Source organism: Flavobacterium johnsoniae UW101 (assembly GCF_000016645.1).
Classification (GTDB): Bacteria; Bacteroidota; Bacteroidia; order Flavobacteriales; family Flavobacteriaceae; genus Flavobacterium; species Flavobacterium johnsoniae.
Genome location: NC_009441.1, coordinates 3,661,222 through 3,680,521 on the forward strand (window position 1 = coordinate 3,661,222; position 19,300 = coordinate 3,680,521).

The 19,300-nt window shown below is 34.0% G+C and carries 18 protein-coding genes; 11 read left to right on the plus strand and 7 right to left on the minus strand.

Translation table 11 applies throughout. The annotated features are described in order from the left end of the window. The first annotated feature begins 3 nt into the window (after positions 1 to 3). The 3 genes from FJOH_RS16070 (at position 4) to FJOH_RS26300 (ending at position 2,453) form a co-directional block, all read left to right on the plus strand. On the plus strand, positions 4 to 792 hold the full coding sequence (locus tag FJOH_RS16070; RefSeq protein ID WP_035691042.1) for a cation transporter: 789 nt from the start codon (positions 4 to 6) through the stop codon (positions 790 to 792). A gap of 464 nt (positions 793 to 1,256) precedes the next feature. Continuing rightward, a complete protein-coding gene (locus FJOH_RS26295; RefSeq protein WP_052017586.1) occupies positions 1,257 to 1,865 on the plus strand; it encodes a hypothetical protein in 609 nt (202 codons plus the stop codon). 96 nt (positions 1,866 to 1,961) lie between these two features. Then, on the plus strand, positions 1,962 to 2,453 hold the full coding sequence (locus FJOH_RS26300; protein WP_012025082.1) for a hypothetical protein: 492 nt from the start codon (positions 1,962 to 1,964) through the stop codon (positions 2,451 to 2,453). Between the two features lie 829 nt (positions 2,454 to 3,282). On the opposite strand, the gene FJOH_RS16080 is transcribed toward FJOH_RS26300, so the two are convergent. After that, the gene (locus FJOH_RS16080; RefSeq protein WP_012025083.1) at positions 3,283 to 4,104 is read right to left on the minus strand and encodes an AraC family transcriptional regulator; all 822 of its coding nucleotides are present in this window, start codon (positions 4,102 to 4,104) and stop codon (positions 3,283 to 3,285) included. A gap of 116 nt (positions 4,105 to 4,220) precedes the next feature. Here FJOH_RS16080 and FJOH_RS16085 point away from each other — a divergent pair, with 116 nt between their 5' ends. Both FJOH_RS16085 and FJOH_RS16090 read left to right on the plus strand, forming a co-directional pair. Then, the gene (locus FJOH_RS16085) at positions 4,221 to 5,447 is read left to right on the plus strand and encodes an MFS transporter (protein ID WP_012025084.1); all 1,227 of its coding nucleotides are present in this window, start codon (positions 4,221 to 4,223) and stop codon (positions 5,445 to 5,447) included. Positions 5,448 to 5,596: 149 nt separating this feature from the next. Further along, positions 5,597 to 6,556 carry an alpha/beta hydrolase gene (locus FJOH_RS16090; RefSeq protein ID WP_235023019.1) on the plus strand — a complete coding sequence of 320 codons (960 nt, stop codon included), beginning with the start codon at positions 5,597 to 5,599 and terminating at the stop codon, positions 6,554 to 6,556. 840 nt (positions 6,557 to 7,396) lie between these two features. Here FJOH_RS16090 and FJOH_RS16095 read toward each other — a convergent pair. After that, a complete protein-coding gene (locus FJOH_RS16095) occupies positions 7,397 to 7,840 on the minus strand; it encodes a winged helix-turn-helix transcriptional regulator (RefSeq protein ID WP_012025086.1) in 444 nt (147 codons plus the stop codon). A 78-nt stretch (positions 7,841 to 7,918) separates the two neighbouring features. Between FJOH_RS16095 and FJOH_RS16100 the strand changes: the two genes are divergently transcribed. Both FJOH_RS16100 and FJOH_RS16105 read left to right on the plus strand, forming a co-directional pair. Further along, on the plus strand, positions 7,919 to 8,722 hold the full coding sequence (locus FJOH_RS16100) for an enoyl-CoA hydratase/isomerase family protein (protein ID WP_012025087.1): 804 nt from the start codon (positions 7,919 to 7,921) through the stop codon (positions 8,720 to 8,722). A 4-nt stretch (positions 8,723 to 8,726) separates the two neighbouring features. Next, positions 8,727 to 9,728: an NADP-dependent oxidoreductase gene (locus tag FJOH_RS16105; RefSeq protein WP_012025088.1), complete on the plus strand. Its 1,002-nt coding sequence runs from the start codon at positions 8,727 to 8,729 to the stop codon at positions 9,726 to 9,728. Positions 9,729 to 10,315: 587 nt separating this feature from the next. Here FJOH_RS16105 and FJOH_RS16110 read toward each other — a convergent pair. Continuing rightward, positions 10,316 to 11,194, minus strand: coding sequence for a class I SAM-dependent methyltransferase (locus FJOH_RS16110; protein WP_012025089.1), 879 nt, complete (start codon positions 11,192 to 11,194; stop codon positions 10,316 to 10,318). 139 nt (positions 11,195 to 11,333) lie between these two features. Here FJOH_RS16110 and FJOH_RS16115 point away from each other — a divergent pair, with 139 nt between their 5' ends. The 3 genes from FJOH_RS16115 to FJOH_RS16125 all read left to right on the plus strand — a co-directional run bounded on the left by FJOH_RS16115 (position 11,334) and on the right by FJOH_RS16125 (position 13,240). Next, positions 11,334 to 11,672 carry a winged helix-turn-helix transcriptional regulator gene (locus FJOH_RS16115; RefSeq protein ID WP_012025090.1) on the plus strand — a complete coding sequence of 113 codons (339 nt, stop codon included), beginning with the start codon at positions 11,334 to 11,336 and terminating at the stop codon, positions 11,670 to 11,672. 73 nt (positions 11,673 to 11,745) lie between these two features. Further along, on the plus strand, positions 11,746 to 12,303 hold the full coding sequence (locus FJOH_RS16120) for a TetR/AcrR family transcriptional regulator (RefSeq protein ID WP_012025091.1): 558 nt from the start codon (positions 11,746 to 11,748) through the stop codon (positions 12,301 to 12,303). Positions 12,304 to 12,364: 61 nt separating this feature from the next. Continuing rightward, positions 12,365 to 13,240 carry an alpha/beta fold hydrolase gene (locus FJOH_RS16125; RefSeq protein WP_012025092.1) on the plus strand — a complete coding sequence of 292 codons (876 nt, stop codon included), beginning with the start codon at positions 12,365 to 12,367 and terminating at the stop codon, positions 13,238 to 13,240. A gap of 122 nt (positions 13,241 to 13,362) precedes the next feature. Here FJOH_RS16125 and FJOH_RS16130 read toward each other — a convergent pair whose 3' ends face one another. After that, positions 13,363 to 13,728, minus strand: coding sequence for a helix-turn-helix transcriptional regulator (locus FJOH_RS16130; protein ID WP_012025093.1), 366 nt, complete (start codon positions 13,726 to 13,728; stop codon positions 13,363 to 13,365). Positions 13,729 to 13,832: 104 nt separating this feature from the next. Next, positions 13,833 to 14,459, minus strand: a complete 627-nt coding sequence (locus FJOH_RS16135; RefSeq protein WP_012025094.1) for a Crp/Fnr family transcriptional regulator — start codon at positions 14,457 to 14,459, stop codon at positions 13,833 to 13,835. Between the two features lie 531 nt (positions 14,460 to 14,990). On the opposite strand from FJOH_RS16135, the gene FJOH_RS16140 reads away from it, so the two are divergent. Then, positions 14,991 to 15,827, plus strand: a complete 837-nt coding sequence (locus tag FJOH_RS16140) for a T9SS sorting signal type C domain-containing protein (protein ID WP_012025095.1) — start codon at positions 14,991 to 14,993, stop codon at positions 15,825 to 15,827. Between the two features lie 115 nt (positions 15,828 to 15,942). Here FJOH_RS16140 and FJOH_RS16145 read toward each other — a convergent pair whose 3' ends face one another. Beyond that, a complete protein-coding gene (locus tag FJOH_RS16145; RefSeq protein WP_012025096.1) occupies positions 15,943 to 17,877 on the minus strand; it encodes a family 43 glycosylhydrolase in 1,935 nt (644 codons plus the stop codon). Beyond that, positions 17,877 to 19,238, minus strand: a complete 1,362-nt coding sequence (locus FJOH_RS16150; protein ID WP_012025097.1) for a glycoside hydrolase family 27 protein — start codon at positions 19,236 to 19,238, stop codon at positions 17,877 to 17,879. Before FJOH_RS16150 ends, FJOH_RS16145 begins: the two co-directional genes overlap by 1 nt. Positions 19,239 to 19,300: the final 62 nt, after the last annotated feature.

The following is a 19,300-nucleotide window of genomic DNA, read 5'->3' on the forward strand; positions in this document are numbered from 1 at the left end:
CTTATGAAAAAAAGTATATATAATATAAGAAAAATGGATTGTCCCAGTGAGGAACAATTAATACGAATGAAGCTCGCTGGTTTAGAACAAATCAAACAGCTTGATTTTGACATTGCAAACAGAAGATTAAAGATCTATCATACGGACGACGACACTCTTATAACAAATGCAATTGATACTCTTAATCTGGACAGCACTCTGCTGGCATCAGAACATACATCAGAACATGTAGAGACAAACAGTGACTCACAGCAAAGTAAGTTATTATGGCAGGTTCTCATTGTAAACTTTTCATTCTTTCTAATAGAGATAATTACAGGTTTTATATCCAATTCGATGGGATTGGTTGCCGACAGTTTGGATATGTTCGCCGATAGCATTGTATATGGTTTAGCTCTGTTTGCTGTCGGGAGCACAGCTTCAAGAAAAGGAAGTGTAGCAAAAATAAGTGGTTATTTTCAGATTGGTCTTGCAGTTTTGGGACTTATTGAAGTTTTAAGAAGATTTGTAGACTCAGACCATATTCCTGCATACGGAACTATGATAATAGTTTCATTATTTGCACTTGTAGGTAATTCGTTATGCCTTTACCTGCTTCAAAAATCTAAAAGTAAAGAGGCACATATGGAAGCTAGTATGATTTTTACTTCGAATGATATTGTAATTAATATGGGAGTCATAATTGCTGGTATATTAGTATACTTTACTAATTCAATGGTACCCGATCTTATTATTGGTGTTTGTGTGTTTTTCATAGTCGCTAGAGGAGCATTAAAAATATTACAGTTATGATATTTGGTAATTTAAAAGTATAGAATGTTCTTCAAAATTATTTTTTTTATCGCTGCACCAATAGAGAAACCAAAAAAAATCTGTTTCACACAAATTGTGAGACAGATTTTGATCTTCTTTAACAGCGACGGGCAGTATTTTCCAGCTTAACATTGCTGCATGCATGGAGTATTGGTAATAATCATCGTTCAGGCTTTTGCATTTGTCATAGATTCTTTGGTAGAAGTGCCGGCTCTAATCGCATTACTGATTTAACAGAACAAATTATAAATGCGGATTATCAAACGTAATTATAATATTGTAAATATGAATACTATTATTACTTTTATACACTAATTCTATAGGATATTAGAAGTATGATAGTCAAAATACTTGCGAGTAAAAAAATCTTATTACTTTTTATTAATTTATGTGTATTTCAATTATACGCACAGCAAAAAAATAGCTTATCCCAACAGTTTCTAATGAATATTGAAATCAGACCAAGAGTCGAATATACTTCAAATTATTTTCTTCCTCCCAACGATTCAATTGATCCTTATTTTATTATTACCCAGAGAAACAGAATTTCTATGCAGTATGCTAGAGAAAAATGGCTTATTAAATCCGATTTACAGGAAATTCATCTTTGGGATGAAAACAGCAAAGCTTCCAAAGTTGGAAGCATTAATTTTTATCAATTGTATTTTGAGACTAAGATTAAATCTCTAAATGTACGATTGGGAAGGCAAAGTGTTTTATTAGATAATGGCAGATTATTTTCTGATGCTCCTTGGGCACAGCAAGGGAGAGCCCATGAAGGAATACGGATAATGAAATACTCAAAATATTTCTCTAATGATTTTTTCTTTTTGTTTACCAGAAACTACAGCACTGAATTTGAGTCAGCCTACTCTCCTGTTGCATCAAATAGGTATAAATACCTGTTGATAAATAGTCTCAATTACAATAACAATCATGGATTTTCATTTAATTCATTGAATGCTGTTGATTTTTTAGAAAACTCAAGTTCAGGGAAATTGTATACTCGTGCAACAGCAGGCGGAAGAATAGAATTTAAAACGAAACAATAGTATTATACTTTAAATTCATATTGGCAGTTTGGACGTAATTCAAAAGGTCAAAAATTATTTACTTACTATTTTCAACCTGAAGTTAAATTATCTCTATTGAAATCTACTTGGCGTTTAGGTGCAGAAATAATTAGTGGCAGCAGTCCTAATCTATCAGATAATAGTTCGGGAGATTTTGATGTCTTATATGGCGTGACATGGAAGTTCAATGGAAATATGAATGTCTTTACCCGTTTTCCCTCCGACGTTAACGGAAAAGGTTTAGTAAATCCTTATCTATTTACCGTAATTCCCTTAAATAGTAAACTATCTCTTCGTTCTGATTTTCACCTTTTTTATACTCGATACCCGCTTTTAAATAATTTGGGTCAAAAAATGACAAAGTTTCTTGGATATGAAAATGATTTTTCTTTGAAGTACTTACCTGTCAAAGAACTGGAAATTAATTATGCCTTTTCTTTTTATAAATCAACAAACGCAATGCAATATCTGCCAAAAATACAAGATGAAAATAAACTTGCTATTTGGAGCTACTTAATGATTTCATATTCTTTTAACGCGATCAATTTAAAGCATTATAAAAATTAAATAAAATAATATCCTGTATTAAATCTTACACAATTAAAAAATCTAAAGTTTGTTTTATCTGAAAGGTTGAATTATATCATCAACAAATTTTGATATTCATTTTCTTAAATAAATATTTTATTTTTAATCACTATATTTTATCTGGATATGCAAGTATCTACCCAACAAATAATTATTACAGCTAAAAGATAAAAGCATAAAGTTATTTAACGTTTTTCAATACATACCCTAACGATACATGCAAACCGCTTCAAAACAAAAAATCAAAAAATTATCTTACAAATTCACTTGAAAATAAGCCAATTTCTTTAAATCGTTCATAAAATGGTTTGTAAATTGTTCAGTAAGGTCACTTAAGGAGACAACTAGCAATTAGTTGTCTCTTTTTTTATACCCTAATGTGTAGATTTTTCAAGTCTTCACAGCCTAATATTTGTGGTTCGAATTTTTCACAGGAAATTCTTAGTCCGTTTGAAAGAAACAGTCTTAAAGTGGCGCTATCAGAGAATTAATCAAAGCTGAACGATGGTTCGAAATCCCTTTAAGGATATAGGATTTTTTTCTCTTTTGGTTTATCGTAATTTTTTGATATTAAATATTGTTGTTCAATCGCAGTTAAAAATTGATTTATTCCAATTCTAAAGCAATTCCGTTTTATAATCTATGTTAAAGAATCATAAGAGGAATCTTTTCGAATTTTCCAGATTTATCATTCGATAACTTAACAGGATTCGACCAACTATATGAGCTAAGATTAAACAACCGAGGCCAATTATGGTTTATTGCTTTGCAATGGCTGCAAACAATTATCTCTAAGTATAAAATAAACTTATATTTGCTGTCTATATTCACTTGGACTGATTCCTAAAACCTTTTTCACATATCTTGTAAAAAATGAACGGCTTGAAAAGCCCATCTCATCAGCGATTTCTGAAATGTTCAATTTTTTGTTATTAAGCAAAAGGACAATGCGGTCTTTGGTATAACGCTGTATCCATTCGGAAGCACTTATTCCAGTATTAGATTTACAGATTTGGTTAAGGTATTTCGGAGTTATATTGAGTTCGCCACTATAAAAACGCACTTCTCTGTTTTTCATACAATTTGCTTCAACCAAATACAGAAAACGTTCGTACAACGTCCCACTTTGGGGGCTGCGTTCTCGGCGTTCCAGCTGATCGATAAAAATATCCCACATTTCCAGTAAAAAAAGCTGCATCTGCAGTTTCAAAATTTCTTTGTAAAAACGATTATCATTCTCTATGGATTTCTGATAAAGCATTTTAAAATTTTTCAAAATCCTATCCTTATTTTTTTTATCAGGTTTCAATATTGGATTTATCTGATGATGAACAATAGCATCAATACCAATATTAAGACTTGGAAAATTATCCGTTAGCAAATGCTTTTCTACAAAAAACACGGTTGCCTTAAAATTTGAAGAAAACTCCAGTTCAGAAATTTTGCTGTCGGCCAGCCAAAAAATAAATTCGCCCTTCCCGCATTTGAAAGGCATATTGTTAAAAATGAAATTTACACTTCCGCGCTCGCAGTAGATATGGCTATGGTAAGCCGATTGATAGTTTTCTGGAAAATCTTGAGCACTGGAAGCGCTTAACAATATAATTTTTGGGTAATCTATACGATCCATTTTAATTCAATACAATTTCATGCTAAAATACGAAATATGTGACATTATATCAGTGTTATATGTAACAAATGGAAGAAAATCGCATTATATCTTTGCATTATAAAAATTAAGAAAGAATGCATCAAGAAAAAAATATAACCGCAACTGCTGAAAGTAATTATACTGACTCCTATTGGAATGCGGTATTTGCTGTTGCACTTGCCGTGGCAGGTTTAATAACATCCGAATTTTTGCCAGTTAGTCTGCTTACGCCTATGGCGGAAGACTTACAGATAAGCGAAGGAGCGGCAGGTCAGGCAATTTCAATAACGGCAGCTATTGCAATGTTAAGCAGTTTGTTAATCTCATCCATCACCAAAACTCTTGACAGACGCAGGGTTCTTTTAATTCTCTGCGTGCTGCAGATCACATCAAATCTATTGGTCTTTTGTGCGCCTAACTTCTCTGTCTTATTGACTGGAAGAGTGCTTTTAGGCATTGGTCTGGGTGGATTTTGGGGAATGCTGGCTGCAACTGCAATGCGTTTGGTGGCAGAGAAAGAAGTGCAAAAAGCACTTTCTATTATCTACATAGCGGTATCACTGGCTACAGTTATTGCAGCACCAATGGGCAGTTTTTTAGGAAATTTATTTGGCTGGAGAAATGTTTTTTTAATAGCGGCAGCCTTAGGTTTCATTGCCTTTATTTTACAGGCCATCACTTTGCCAAAAATGCCTGTTGACAAGATAACCCCCTTAAAAACGGTAATTAAAGTACTGCAGCTCCCTTCTGTTAAATCAGGAATGTTTGCAACACTATTTTCCTTTATGGCTTATGCTGTCCTATTTACTTATCTACGACCATTCCTGGAACAAATAACCGGCGTAGGTTCGAATATTTTGTCTCTGATACTGCTAGGTTTTGGTTTGACAAATCTGATTGGTGCCACCGTTGCCCGCCACCTTCTATTATGGGATTTATACCGTTCATTAGCCTTAATGCCCTTGCTGATGGGAATTTCAGCGGTGGGTTTGGTTTTATTTGGAAACATTTCAATTGTAGCCGCACTCCTGATCGGTCTATGGGGAATGGCTTTAGGTGTTGTGCAGTTAGGCTGGACGGCGTGGCTGACTAAAACCATACCCGACGAAGCAGAAAGCGCCGGAGGAATTCAAATAGCAGTAATACAATTGGCTATTATGACAGGTGCAGCAAGCGGCGGTTGGGTATTTGATAATTTAGGAGCAAAAGGTGTATTTATCTTCAGCAGTGTTGTTGCCTTTATTGCTGCAAGTGTTGTTTTTCAATCATCATTACGAATCAAAAAATTAAAAAAACAAAAAAAGCCTGGCAGTACTTTATAAAATCTAAATGTCAAAAAGATTTAATACAAACTGCACATTAAACTAATATTAATTCAATCTCAAACATAATGAAAAAAAGAGCCATCCTAGCTTTATTAGTTATTCTTTTCGCCGGACAATCGTTCGCACAACGCAAAAAATCAAATACTATGGAATTAACAAAAGATAAAAATCATTACACATTCAATCTGAGTGATATGGTTACGAGACAAAAAGTATCATACCAAAACAAATTTGGAATTTTAATTGCCGCAGACTTATATATTCCAAAAGATTTTGACAGTTCTAAAAAATATGCAACCATAATTGTTGGCCCGCCTTATGGTGGCGTAAAAGAACAGGGGGCTGGAATCTATGCTCAGAATATGGCTGAGCGTGGTTTTATAGCTTTGGCCTTTGACCCTTCTTTTAAAGGATTCAGCGGCGGCGAGCCTAGAAATGCGTCTTCTCCAGATATTTTTGTGGAAGATTTCAGCGCGGCAGTTGATTTTATGGGGACTCGCGATTTCATCAATCGCAATAAAATAGGTGTAATCGGAATGTGTGGAAGCGGCGGATTTTCTCTAAGTGCAGCTGCCAGTGACAGAAGGATTAAAGCTGTAGCAACAGTGAGTATGTATGATATAGCAAGAGCTGAGGCAAACGGCTGGAAAGATTCTATGACCGAAGAACAGCGCAACAAAAGATTGGATGATATTGGTGAACAGCGTTGGAAAGATTTCGGTAAAACGCCAGCATTAAACCCTAAAGGGGCGCCTGAAAAATTTGACGAAAATACAAATCCGATCAGCCGTGAGTTTGCCGAATATTATTCTACACCTCGTGGTTATCATCCAAATTCATTAACACAGCATACTGTGGCGAGTTCAAGCTCGATGATGAACTTTCCAATACTTACTCATTTAAAATCCATCTCGCCAAGACCTATTCTATTAATAATTGGTGAAACAGCGCATTCAAGATATTTTAGTGAAGACATTTACAAAATGGCGGCTGAACCAAAAGAGTTATACATTGTTCCAAACGCTGGACATGTTGATTTATATGACAAAGTAGAATTAATTCCGTTTGATAAATTAGAAACCTTTTTTAAGGAAAACTTGAAATAAATATTTTTTCCTATTCAAACAAAGAATCTATGGGCTGAAGTTTATACTTCAGCCTTTTTACAAACCGCTCTCCAGTAATAATTTAAAGTAATTATCTTAAAAGTCAACTGAAAAATATTATAATTTCTTTAAATCATTGATAAAATGATTTGTAAATTGTGAAATAAGGGCATCCAGAGAAAAATGGCACCAGTTGAAGACAGTTTTCTCTTTGCTTTTTTGGTCTTGCTACCTTCTGCTAAAAAAAATAAATCAAATTTTATAAATGTCTACTGTTTAATATCTATTGTAAATAATAGCATTTTGCAATTGAAGCAACTGTTTATTTGAAATAAAAATTTTAAGATTGTGTATTTTATATAAATTAATTATCCAAAAATATTTATTAAAAATTATTTGAGAAATCAAGTAAATTTTTACATCAATCCCCAACAGGACATCTAAATCAAATTTACAAAGCCATTATAAGACAGACACTACATATAGAAAGCCAATTTCTTCAAATCATCCAAAAATGATGTTGTAATTTGTCCTGTCGAGGTCACTAAAAGAGACAACTAATTACTAGTTGTCTCTTTTTTTTATACCCTAATGTGTAGATATTTCAAGCCTTCACAGCCTAATATTTGTGGTTCGATTTTTTCACGAGAAATTCTTAGTCTGTTTGAAATAAACAGTCTTAAAGTGGCGCTATCAGAGAATTAATCAAAGCTGAACGATGGTTCGAAATCCCGTTAAGGATATAGATTTTTTTTCTCTTTTGGTTTATCGTAATTTTTTGATACTAAATACAATAATTCCAAAATAATTTTAGCTTCCTTCTCATCTACCTGAGTATCATTATTTTGATACAATCGCTTTTTTCATTTTGCCAGTCAGCTTATCTATAAAAGCCTGTTTATCTTTCTTGATTTCTTTTAAAAATTCAATGTGATGCTCAGAAAGCATAAAATACTTTTCGCCCCAGATATACATCTCGATTAATACCGGAAGCAGATTAATGCCCTTCTCAGAGAGTTGATATAAAAATTTTACTTTGCTTTCGGGGTGATCCAGCTTTACAATGATCCCTGCGTCTTCAAGAGTTGATAATCTTGCGGCAAGGATGTTAGTTGCAATTTTTTCATCCGATTTCAGAAAATCACCATAAGTGCACTTCTTATAATACATCAGATCACGTACAATTAACAGTGACCATTTATCTCCAAACAAATCAAGCGAACTGCTCACCGGACAGCCCGACCTTTTTTTAATTTCTTTCATTATTATTTCAACTACTTGCATTTTGCAAGTAAATTTAATTATATTTGTACTTTCAATTTGCAAGTAAAATTACAAAAAATTAACCAAAACGACTACATTATGATTTTTACCACACACAAAATTACAAATGGATACTGGAAAATCAGTTTCAACAATCCTCCTATTAACATGTTTGATACCGAATTTTCTAAACAGTTAATGACTATAATGGACGAACTGGAGTCAAATGAAAACCTAAAAGTTGTAGTCTTTGAGAGTGAAAATCCAGACTTTTTTGTTGCTCATGTAGAATTGCTAAATGTTGGAGACTTTCCAAAAGGAACCGGAAAAACAGGCCTTTCTATAGCTTGGCCAGATATTGCGCGCAGACTGGAACTTGCCCCTTTTGTAACCATAGCTTCCATCCGTGGCCGTGCCAGAGGACTTGGAAGTGAATTTGCACAAGCATTTGATTTACGCTTTGCCAGCAGAGAGAAAGCATTCTTGGCTCAGGTAGAAATAGGAATAGGTTCATTTCCTGGTGGCGGAGGACTTGAGCGTCTGCATCTCCTTACAGGACGCAGCCGAGCTCTTGAAATTATTTTAAGCGGTAACGATTATGATGCAGATACGGCCGCTTTCTATGGCTGGATAAACCGTTCAATTCCAGACGCTGAACTGGATGAATATGTTGAAAAATTTGCAAAGCGCATAGATTCATTTGACAAAAAACCAATTGCTGCCATAAAGCAGATTATGAACCAAAGAGCCAAACTTCCTTCAAACGAAGAAATTTTAGACACACAGGTTAAATTCTTTGCTTCACTTGAGGAGCCGGAAGCGCGCAATCGTATTAAGAATCTATTTGAAAGAGGACTCCAGCAAAATGGCGATCTGGAACTAAATCTTGCTAATAACATCTAAAAATATGAAAGCATACATCTTCCCTAAATATGGCAAAACAGAAAAATTATTACTCAGCGATGTAAAAATACCTGAAATTGGAGATTATGAGGTATTAGTAGAAATTCATGCTGCCAGCATCAACCAGCTGGACTTAAAAATAAAAAATGGGGATTTCAAGTTAATCCTTCATTACCAATTACCTTTAATATTAGGTCATGATATTGCAGGAATAGTAGTGGAAACTGGCTCAAAAGTCAGCCGCTTTAAAATTGGAGACCAGATTTATGGACGAGCAGCCGATTTTCATATCGGTTCCTTCGCGGAATATATTGCTGTTAATGAAAATGATCTGGCAGTAAAACCTATAAATATATCAATGGAGCAGGCAGCATCAATTCCATTGGTCGGACTAACTGTATGGCAGGCATTCGTCGAAAAAGCGAAACTTCGTAAAGGCCAAAAAGTTTTTATTCAAGCAGGTTCTGGCGGAGTTGGCACAATAGCAATTCAGTTTGCCAAACATCTTGGGGCATTTGTCGCCACGACAGCCAGCGAAAAGAATTTTGACATGCTGAAAGCCCTTGGAGCTGATATTATAATAGATTACAAAAAGGATAACTTTGAAAATATTCTTAAAGATTATGATGTGGTACTTAATAGCCAGGATGTTAAAACACTTGAAAAATCATTGACAATTTTAAAACCGGGAGGCAGTATTATCTCAATTTCTGGACCTCCAACTCCAGAGTTTGCAAAATCAATAGGCGCATCAGCAATAATACGCTTCATTATTTGGCTGACCAGCCTAAAAATCCGTAATAGGGCTAAAAATTTAAATATTAATTATTCCTTCTTATTCATGAAGGCGAACGGAAGACAACTCGAACAAATAAATAATTTACTAGAATCTAAAGCAATTAAACCAGTTGTGGATAAAGTATTTTCTTTTGAACAAACCAACGATGCTGTTGAATATATGGAAAAAGGACATGCAAAAGGAAAAGTGGTTGTAAAAATAAAATGATCACAAACTTCTTTTTTAATTGTCATCAATAAATTTTGACCCAAATATTTTCCTAATTATTATTTAAATACTTCAATACTTTGAATTTTTGACGACAAAAGTTTATGAACACAAATTAATTCTATAAAATCATATGTTTATCTAATTAACGATTTTTAACATCTAACCCTAACAAGACATACAAACCACAACTGAAGAAAAATTTAAAATAATTATCTTACAAATTCAAAGAAAAATAAGCCAATTTCTTTAAATCATTCATAAAATGGTTTGTAAATTGTTCAGTAAGGTCACTAAAAGAGACAACTAGTTAATAGTTGTCTCTTTTTTTTATACCATAAAATTACTCTTTACATCTCGACATTTATTACTTATTTCCCACTGAATTATACTTCATTTTCTTCGACAGGCTGCCCAGCAGTTTTAATTTTTATCCTAATTCTTCTGTCCATGGCAATCCTATACACAAACGCATACAGTTTTGAAACAAAGTCAAAATAGACCGTAAATAAAACTAGTATGTTCTTTAATATAATTTTTTACGGTCTAAAATAACTGATTTCTCCAATAAACTGAATTAAAATTTATTAACTAACCGGTTTTCTGCATACTATTGCAGTAAAATCAAAAGAAGCATTTTTAGATGTGCCCGCATGTTCGGAAATTTCGATTGTGTCCTGAAGACCATACGCTCCAAACTCTTTCTGTATAGAATCGGAATCATAAAAGAAAATCTGTACTCCCTGAGCATTTTCAAAAGTATCCGGCGCAATCTCCCTGCCAAGGCCATAATTAGAGCTTGTTTTTGATAATACCGAAAAATACATGTATCCGCCGGGCTTTAACTGATTATAACAAGCATTAAGCATATCAGTCCGTTGTGCTGTATTTAAGAGATAAAGAAGTCCATGACAAAAAATTCCGTCATAAATAATATCATTAAAAGGCATTTCGGTTACAGATCCATGAATTATTTCTACTTTTCCATTATAGTTCTGTTCTGCAATACGAATAGCTGTTTCAGATATTTCAATCCCAGTAACATTCATACCGTTATTCATGAAAAGCTGTGCATTTCTGCCATATCCAAATCCCGGAATAAGTATATTTTTAAGACTGCTTGTACTAAACAATTCATTAGCCAGAATGGCAGATTTTGCTGGTTCCAATCCCCATACAGTGTTATTAGACTGGAAACAAGTGTCCCACTGTTCCTGCATCTCTTTTGAAGAGTTTTTTTTCAACAGGCACAGCCTATCAGGAATAATTTTGCAGGAAAAACCTAAGCATAATACTGTTTCGATAATCTTTTCACTATTAATAAACTCCGCTTCTACCCTCAATATGCGATCCTGGTCATCTAGGTCGAAATTAATCGTATAGTCGGCAAACTCTTTCTTTAAAGCCTCGCTCAACTTATCCGCAAGTTTTTTATCTGTTATATCCGTTTTAAAAATTTCAATCATAATTATATTTTTTAATCCTCGTCAAACTTTTATATTTCCTTTTTACATTCCAAAATTACTTATATTTACTTTCCAAATGATAGCACTTCCCTTTTGGAAAGTACTTTCCAAAAGGGAAGTGAACTAAAATAAAAATTGCATGATACCACAAGAAAAAGACTGCTCAAAAGCTATGCTTTCTATAAAAGATGCACTCGAAGCAGTGAGCGGAAACTGGAAACTGCTTATTCTTTATGCTCTTTGTTCCGGTCCAAAGCGTTTCACTGAGCTAAAGAAAGAAGTAATTGGGATTACAGATAAAACTCTTGCCAGAGAATTAAAAAATCTTCAGGCTGATAAACTTATAAGCCGGCACGTTTATGACAAAACACCAATATTAATCGAATATCAAATAACAGACCATGGAAGATCACTGAACAAAGTATTGTATGAATTGTGGAACTGGGGTCTTTCGCATCGCAGAGAGGTAATTGGCTGAAGACAGCTCAGTCATAAAATAATTTTAATTAAAAATGTCTCAATAATGGGACATTTTTTTTATATTTGTACCTATGAAAGACACAAAAGGTAAAATAATTGAATCTGCAATATCAGTTCTTAACAAAGATGAAACAGCCTCTATAGAGCAGATAGCGATTGCAGCAGGAGTTACAAGACGTACAATACATCGCTGCTTTAAGGATAGATTGAACTTAATTGAGCACTGCAAAGAGAATATGCTGGCTGTGTGCAATGAAAAAATGACAAGTGCATTTAAATCGAGCGCGGATCCTGTTACACAAATTGAATATATGCTGTATGCAGCAATTGAAGTTGGAAACCAATACTGCTTTTTAAAAAAATTGTATCAGCATACTGATTATTCTGAAATTAAAAAGAACAGTGAATCTGAATATGAGAATGTCAGGCTGGAATGGTTCAAACTTATAGAAAACCTGCAGTATAATGGTCACATTGATACTGAATTAACAATTGGCTGGATATACAATTTATTTGGAGGAATAATTGAAACATCTGTCATTTCCGTGCAATCAGGCAACACATCACTTAACGAGGTCAAAAAGTTTGCTTGGATTTCTTTGAAAGGAGGTATTAGTTTAAATAGATAAGAACTGTAATTAAATCCAGACTTAATTTCTACGGATATAACGAATAAATAAAAAAGCAAAAATGAATCTTTACAACGACGAATCTTTAATACAGCAGATACCCGGTTTTAAAAATAACTATACTACAGTAAATGGAGTCAATTTGCACTATGTAACGGGAGGACAAGGCAGTCCATTAGTCTTAATTCCGGGATGGCCGCAAACTTGGTGGAGTTATCGTAAAATTATGCCCATTTTAGCAGAAAAGCACAGCCTTATTGTTGTTGATTTACGAGGAATGGGTTCATCGGAAAAACCTTTAGACGGCTACACTAAAAAAAATATGGCCCAGGATATTCAATTGTTAATTGCACATTTGGGATACAAAAAAATAAATATTGCAGGTCATGATATTGGAGCTGCAGTTGCTTTTAGTTATGCTGCTAACTTTCCTGAAAATACAGATAAACTTATCATTTTAGATACTCCGCACCCCGACGAAAACATATACAAACTGCCAATGATGCCTATTGGAAATCCTGTATTTCCTTGGTGGCTTGCTTTTAACCAAGTAAAACAACTACCCGAAGAATTGCTGGAAGGACGTTATGATATATTGCAAAATTATATCTTTAATCACCTTTTGATTGACCCCGAAGCAATTAATGAGTTTGACAGAAAAGTCTATGCTGAGGCCTATAACAATAAAGATGCAATAAGAAGCTCTAATGGCTGGTACCAAGCCTTTACTGAAGACATTCAGGATATCAAACAATACAAAAAAGTCCAAATCCCTGCCATAGGAATTGGAAGTCAGGAAGGAGCAAAAATGCTTAGTTATTTCTTTTCTGTTTATCTTGAAAATTTTAGCATAGAAGAAATAGAAAATTCCGGTCACTTTATACATGAAGAAAAACCGGAGCTTACAGCGTTACTGATAAATAATTTTTTAATCTAAAAATCTTAATCATCTAATGTCAAAACTATGCAAGCCCGCAGGAATAACATGTGGGCTTGCATAATCTACAATATTTGGTTTAAAATCTGCTTCAAGTTACGGCTCAGCTTCCCAAAATAGTATTAAAGACAGCCAAATTTATTTTTGTACAAATTTAGCTCCCTATTGGTTTTATCCAGCAGTTTTTCCAGAAGAGCAATCTTGTCATTATAAAGTCTGCTTACAAGTATGCCCTGCTCTACAGGAACAGTGCTTTTCTCAAAAACAGGGTCCAGATAAAGACTGATATCAAACTTTATGATGTTTCTCACATCCATTTCAAAGACTTGAGCAATTTCTTCCAACTTTTCAAAACTTACTGTACTGGAGCCTTTTTCAATCTTACTGTAGCCTGCCTGAGTAATACCAAGCCTTAAAGCCATATATTCCTGGGTATAATTTTTAAGCTCTCTAATAATTTTTATATTGTCATTTATTCTACTGGACATGAAATTTGGATTTTTATTACAATTAAATTCACATTACTGATTAAATACTAAATCAGCTGCCACCGCAAATAAATAAACCTTAAGCACTCCTGCAATAACAAATGTTAACCGTTTGGGTTCTTTTTTTTCAACGTATACTTCAAACGGCTGAGATGTACAGGACTAATATTGAGGTAGGAAGCAATATAATACTGCGGCACTCTCTGCATAAGGCCCGGAAACTGAATATTCATTGCTTTATAGCGTTCCATGGGCGAATGCATATAAAAAGCCTTGATTTTTTCATTAAGCATAAAAAAATAATCCTCTGTAATTAGTCTTCCAAGCTTCTCACCATCTCTCAGAGTCACGTATAAACTTTGCAGCATTTCATGAGTAACTATTATAACTACACTATTCTCAAGGGCTTGTATTGAAAAATTTGAAGGTATATTCTTTAAAAAGCTCTCATAATCAGTAGCAAAGGTATTCTCCATACAAAAATGAAATGTCTTCTCCTCTCCTCTCTCATCAGAAAAATAAATACGCAGCAATCCGCTGGCAATAAAGAAAATTTTATCACAGACCTGATTTTGATCTAATAGCATTGTCTTTTTAGGAAAATAACTGCTGCTGAACTTACTCTGGCAGTACTTCCATTCATCATCACTAATCGCTACATATCTCAAGATCAATTGATAGAGAGTATCTATCCCATTATTTTTAAGAATCTCAATTTCTTTGGCTTTCATCTCTGTTTTTTATTGGCATATATAAATTAACGCCGCAAAGACCGTGAAAATTTCTTAAAAACATCAACAGCATAGGGCAGAAATTAAATGTTCATTTAATCATTTTTTTGGCGGTGAGCATAACACATAAGATATTTCATTTTCCAAGCTTTGATAAAAAAGCAATTAGGTATTTTTAAAACTATATTTTATTCTTTTTACTCATATTTCATTCCTATTCAGACTCTTTAAAAAATAGCTTAAATCTTATATTTACATTTCGAGTGATCGACTAAAGATTAAAAAAAATCGATGTATAACATCTTTTTTAAATGTTTAATTATAAATCATTTATTTTTTCTTTTCCAGATCAAATGCTAATTGAAAACTTAAAAATTATCTCAATTAGGAATAAAAACTACACATAATTTTATCTGTAATTTTAGTTTTAGAATATTTATTCTATTGTGTCTTCCTATTGATAATTTTTAAAATTTTAAAAGAACTAAAGTATCAGCGCATAGCTTTTATTAATATTTAAATTATCGTATTATGAAAAAACTTTTCTTATCATCTGTACTGCTTTTTCCTATTCATTCCATTCTTTTTTTGACCCCTGTCCCTGTTCAGAGCGCTGTTAATCTGGAAGCTGTATCCATTCAAAACTTTGAAGCTGACTTGCCTGCAAAATCAGTAAGTGTATTTGAAACGGAGAGACACCGGGTATGGATTAACTTAACAAATACAAAGGGTCTTTTTAAACAAATTTTGATTGCATATATAACAGGAGCGACCAATGGATGGGATCATAATTATGATGCTCTCACAATGGATTCGAATCCCTATGCAGATTTTTACAGTATTAACGATGATAAAAAACTGGTTATTCAAGGACGCGCAGTTCCCTTTGACCCAGCAGATACTATACCTTTGGGCTACAAATCTAACATTACAGGTGATATGAATATAGCTATAGATCATGTAGAAGGCGAATTAACCAATAGGGCTATTTATTTACATGATAAACAAACCGGGACTGTTCATAATTTAAAAAGCGGAGGTTATACATTCTCTACTCTAACAGGTGTTTTTACAGATCGTTTTGTTTTAAGTTACAGTCCAGATAAAAACTTGGGATTAGATAATTTTGAAAATTCCCCATTGGGTCTTATTGTTACTTCTAAAAATAAAATCATAAAAATAAAATCTAACCAGTCACCTTTAAAACAGGTATCTGTTTTTGATGCTGCAGGAAAGCTGCTTTACATAGTGCAAAAAATCGAAAAAGCTGAATTAGAGATTTCAAGCATTGAGTCAGGATCTCAAGTTTTATTTGTTAAAACAATACTGAATAATGGGAATACAATTACTAAGAAGATACTTTTCTAGTAAAATTAAGTCTTAAAAATGCCACGCGGATATTATAAAGATTCCGCGTGCTTTTTTATAATATACAAACTCGTGATTTTACTGATTTTACTTCCTTTACAAAACAATAAAAATCCTACCTTAAGCTTTCAATTCCGGTATGAGTAGCAACTACTTCTTTTATTGATCCTTCCGTATTAAACTCTAATTTATCGATACAAACCTCGCGGTGAAAACCGCCTGCACGTCCCATTTTAATACCTGTTGGATACGAAAATCTATGATACACAATATACCATTCATCTTTTCCGGGAATCTGCAAAACTGAATTATGTCCCGTTGCATAAATTCCCTGTTTTGGAATTCCTTGAATGACAATATTATTCTGCGGTATTTCAAGAGGTCCAAGCGGTGAATCTGAAATACCGTATCTTACTTTGTAATTTGGACTTCTTGTATCGTCTTCACTCCAAAAGAAATAATATTTGCCATTTCTGTAAATTACATACGTTCCTTCTCTAAAGCTTTTATTTACTTCAATTATTTTAGTACTTCCTTCTTTTAGCGAAACCATATCCGGATTTAATTCTGCAGCGGCCATGTACATATTTCCCCAATACAAATAACTTTTCCCTGTTTTAGGATCTGTAAAAACATCAGGATCAATTTCCTGACCGTCTTTTATGCCTTGAGGTCTTTCTGCTACGATTGCTTTTCCGCTGTCTTTAAAAGGTCCAGTTGGATTATCGGAAACGGCAACACCAATTTTTTGTGCCGCCGTAAAATAATAGAAGTATTGGTATTTTCCTTTTATTTTTTTCTCTACAATACAAGGCGCCCAGGCATTTCTGTTTGCCCAAGACACGTCTTTTTTTAGGTCTAGAATTATACCTTCATCTTTCCAATCTACTAAATTATCAGACGAAAATGTTTTGAAATAATATCCTGACCAATCATTAAATCCGTCGCTTGTAGGATAGATATAATATTTTTTAGTTTTGTTTGAATACAGAATTTCAGGATCTGCGTAATAACCTTCTAAAACTGGATTGTTATTTATTTTTGAAAGCTGCGAAGGCGTTCCCCATTTTGCAGTAATTCGTTTTAATTCAGAACGCGTAATCGGAAGAATCGTTCCGTGACGCGGTTTAAAATCCATTGAAATATCAGTATCAATAACCGTGAAATTTTCTAAATCTTTGGTTTTCGTAAACTGATATTTTCCTTTTGAATATAAATCGTACATTAAAATATATTCATCCGAATTATTGAGTTTAAAGATACTCGAACCTTCTACTTTCTCTTTGGTTTGCTGCAGATAATTATCATTTTCAGTCCAATTTCCAGAAGTTAAATCGTTCGTTACGGCTGTTTTTATTCCTGCCGTTTCTGATTCTGTTTTGTAGAAAAGATGATACACACCGTCTTTTAGAATAATATCGCCATCAATACACGCACCTTTTGATTTTGGAACGAAAAGCAGTTTTGGAGCACTTTCTAAAGCTGTGAAATCCGCATTCGCGTAAGCGTAATAGATTTTATCAGGTTCATTGCCATGTTTCATACTAAAATAAATCATGTATTTACCCGCTTTTGTATCATAAATCGTCTGTGGTGCCCAAACTCGTTTTAAATCTTCGTTTCCCGAAAATGCTTTTTGAATATTAACAACACTGCTTTTCCAGTTTACCAAATCAGTGCTCTTAAGCAAGACCATTGCACGATTGCTGTCCCAGCCTTTGGAAGAAGTCATATCAGTCAAAACCATATAAAATGTCTTGCCGTCTTCACCGCGCAGGATATGCGGATCTCGAACACCTCCTGTAGAACTGATTGTTTTACTGTCTAAAACGGGTTTATTATTATTAAGACTGTAATAATGATAACCATCTGTACTTACGGCATAATTAACCGCTTCTTCTTCGACTTTATTTCCAATAAAATAAACAAATAAATAAGCCGTCAAATCTTTTTCAGCAAGAACAGGCGGCATTCCACTTGCCGTATTTTGAGCTTTCGCCGGACTAAAAACAGTCATTAATATCAGAAAATAGAAAACCAATCTTTCCATTATTTTTTACTTTTTAATTGGTACAAAACAGAACTGTGCGGTTTTAAATCGGTACCAATTTCTGTTGAAGTCACTTTTGATTTTTCTCCTGTCCACATATTTAAAACATCAACAGAACCAGAAATTCCAAGATCTGAAAGATTTACAGAGACTTTTTGAGAAGCGTTATCAGCGATATTAAATAATGCGAGATAGACACTTCCATCTTTTGCTTTTGAAGTAACAGCAATTTTCCCATCTTTCTGAAAAAGCTCTTTTACATCTGTGCTTTCGTTATGCATTTTTACAACTTCTTTATTTGTTAATAATGAAAGCGTAAAAGCATCATTGCTGGGCAAATCACCACCAAAAAATAATGGTGATTTAAAAATATTGAAAAACGTGATTAAAGTATATTGTTCGTCTTTTGTCAAACGCGTCATTCGATCTTTTCCGCGTTCGCCTCTGATTGAAATTCTTCCTAACGGAATCATATCACAATCCGGCCAAGTTCCCGGAGCGATATACGGATACCATTTTTGAGCCACATCCATTAAATGTGTGATATGCGGCCATGTATCCCAAACATCGTCAACCATACGCCACATATTAGCATGCGTGCTTACGTGCGAAGCAGCCGAAATCGGCGTTTCTCCCGGCGAAGTACTCAAGACAATTTTACGGCCGCATTTGTCAATGGCGTTTCGAATTAAGTTGATTTCGCCTTCATGATAAGGTCGTGATAAATCATCAATTTTAATAAAATCTACACCCCATTTTGCATACAATTCAAAAATAGAATTGTAATATTCCTGTGCGCCTGGTTTGTCTGCCAAAACAGTATAATTATCTCGTAACCATTCACATTGCAAAGCGGTAGAATAAACTTGGTCGGCGGTAATTCCGTTTGTTCCTTTTATTGGCAGTTTGTTTTCGACTGCTTTTTTAGGAATCCCTCTCATGATATGGATTCCGAATTTCAATCCTTTTTTATGAATATAATCGGCTAAAGGCTTAAAACCCTGTCCGTCTTTGGCAGATGGGAAACGGTTTACAGCTGGCATATATCTTCCGTACTCATCCATTACATATCTCGGATCGGTTTGGTTGTAACCTCCCGCTTTATCATTTTCGACAAACCATCTAATATCAACTACTACATATTCCCAGCCGAATTTCTTAAGCTCTTTTGCCATATAATCGGCGTTGGTTTTAACCTCGTGTTCTTCGACTGTCGGCCCGTAACAATCCCAGCTGTTCCAGCCCATTGGCGGTGTTTGTGCCCATTGTTTGAATTCTTCATTTTGAAATGTTTTATACTGCGAATGTGAAGAAATCGAAACCAAAACGATTCCTAACACCAATGTGATTTTATTTTTCATAAGATACCAATAAATTGTCCCGATGAGACATTAAGCTCTGGAAGAGCGTTATATGTATAGCT

Excerpts from the sequence above, each read along its gene's own strand:
- FJOH_RS16070 (WP_035691042.1), top strand. The coding sequence starts at position 4 with ATGAAAAAAAGTATATATAATATAAGAAAAATGGATTGTCCCAGTGAG.
- FJOH_RS26295 (WP_052017586.1), top strand. The coding sequence starts at position 1,257 with ATGAATATTGAAATCAGACCAAGAGTCGAATATACTTCAAATTATTTT.
- FJOH_RS16080 (WP_012025083.1), bottom strand. The coding sequence starts at position 4,104 with ATGGATCGTATAGATTACCCAAAAATTATATTGTTAAGCGCTTCCAGT.
- FJOH_RS16085 (WP_012025084.1), top strand. The coding sequence starts at position 4,221 with ATGCATCAAGAAAAAAATATAACCGCAACTGCTGAAAGTAATTATACT.
- FJOH_RS16090 (WP_235023019.1), top strand. The coding sequence starts at position 5,597 with ATGGAATTAACAAAAGATAAAAATCATTACACATTCAATCTGAGTGAT.
- FJOH_RS16095 (WP_012025086.1), bottom strand. The coding sequence starts at position 7,840 with ATGCAAGTAGTTGAAATAATAATGAAAGAAATTAAAAAAAGGTCGGGC.
- FJOH_RS16100 (WP_012025087.1), top strand. The coding sequence starts at position 7,919 with ATGATTTTTACCACACACAAAATTACAAATGGATACTGGAAAATCAGT.
- FJOH_RS16105 (WP_012025088.1), top strand. The coding sequence starts at position 8,727 with ATGAAAGCATACATCTTCCCTAAATATGGCAAAACAGAAAAATTATTA.
- FJOH_RS16110 (WP_012025089.1), bottom strand. The coding sequence starts at position 11,194 with ATGATTGAAATTTTTAAAACGGATATAACAGATAAAAAACTTGCGGAT.
- FJOH_RS16115 (WP_012025090.1), top strand. The coding sequence starts at position 11,334 with ATGATACCACAAGAAAAAGACTGCTCAAAAGCTATGCTTTCTATAAAA.
- FJOH_RS16120 (WP_012025091.1), top strand. The coding sequence starts at position 11,746 with ATGAAAGACACAAAAGGTAAAATAATTGAATCTGCAATATCAGTTCTT.
- FJOH_RS16125 (WP_012025092.1), top strand. The coding sequence starts at position 12,365 with ATGAATCTTTACAACGACGAATCTTTAATACAGCAGATACCCGGTTTT.
- FJOH_RS16130 (WP_012025093.1), bottom strand. The coding sequence starts at position 13,728 with ATGTCCAGTAGAATAAATGACAATATAAAAATTATTAGAGAGCTTAAA.
- FJOH_RS16135 (WP_012025094.1), bottom strand. The coding sequence starts at position 14,459 with ATGAAAGCCAAAGAAATTGAGATTCTTAAAAATAATGGGATAGATACT.
- FJOH_RS16140 (WP_012025095.1), top strand. The coding sequence starts at position 14,991 with ATGAAAAAACTTTTCTTATCATCTGTACTGCTTTTTCCTATTCATTCC.
- FJOH_RS16145 (WP_012025096.1), bottom strand. The coding sequence starts at position 17,877 with ATGGAAAGATTGGTTTTCTATTTTCTGATATTAATGACTGTTTTTAGT.
- FJOH_RS16150 (WP_012025097.1), bottom strand. The coding sequence starts at position 19,238 with ATGAAAAATAAAATCACATTGGTGTTAGGAATCGTTTTGGTTTCGATT.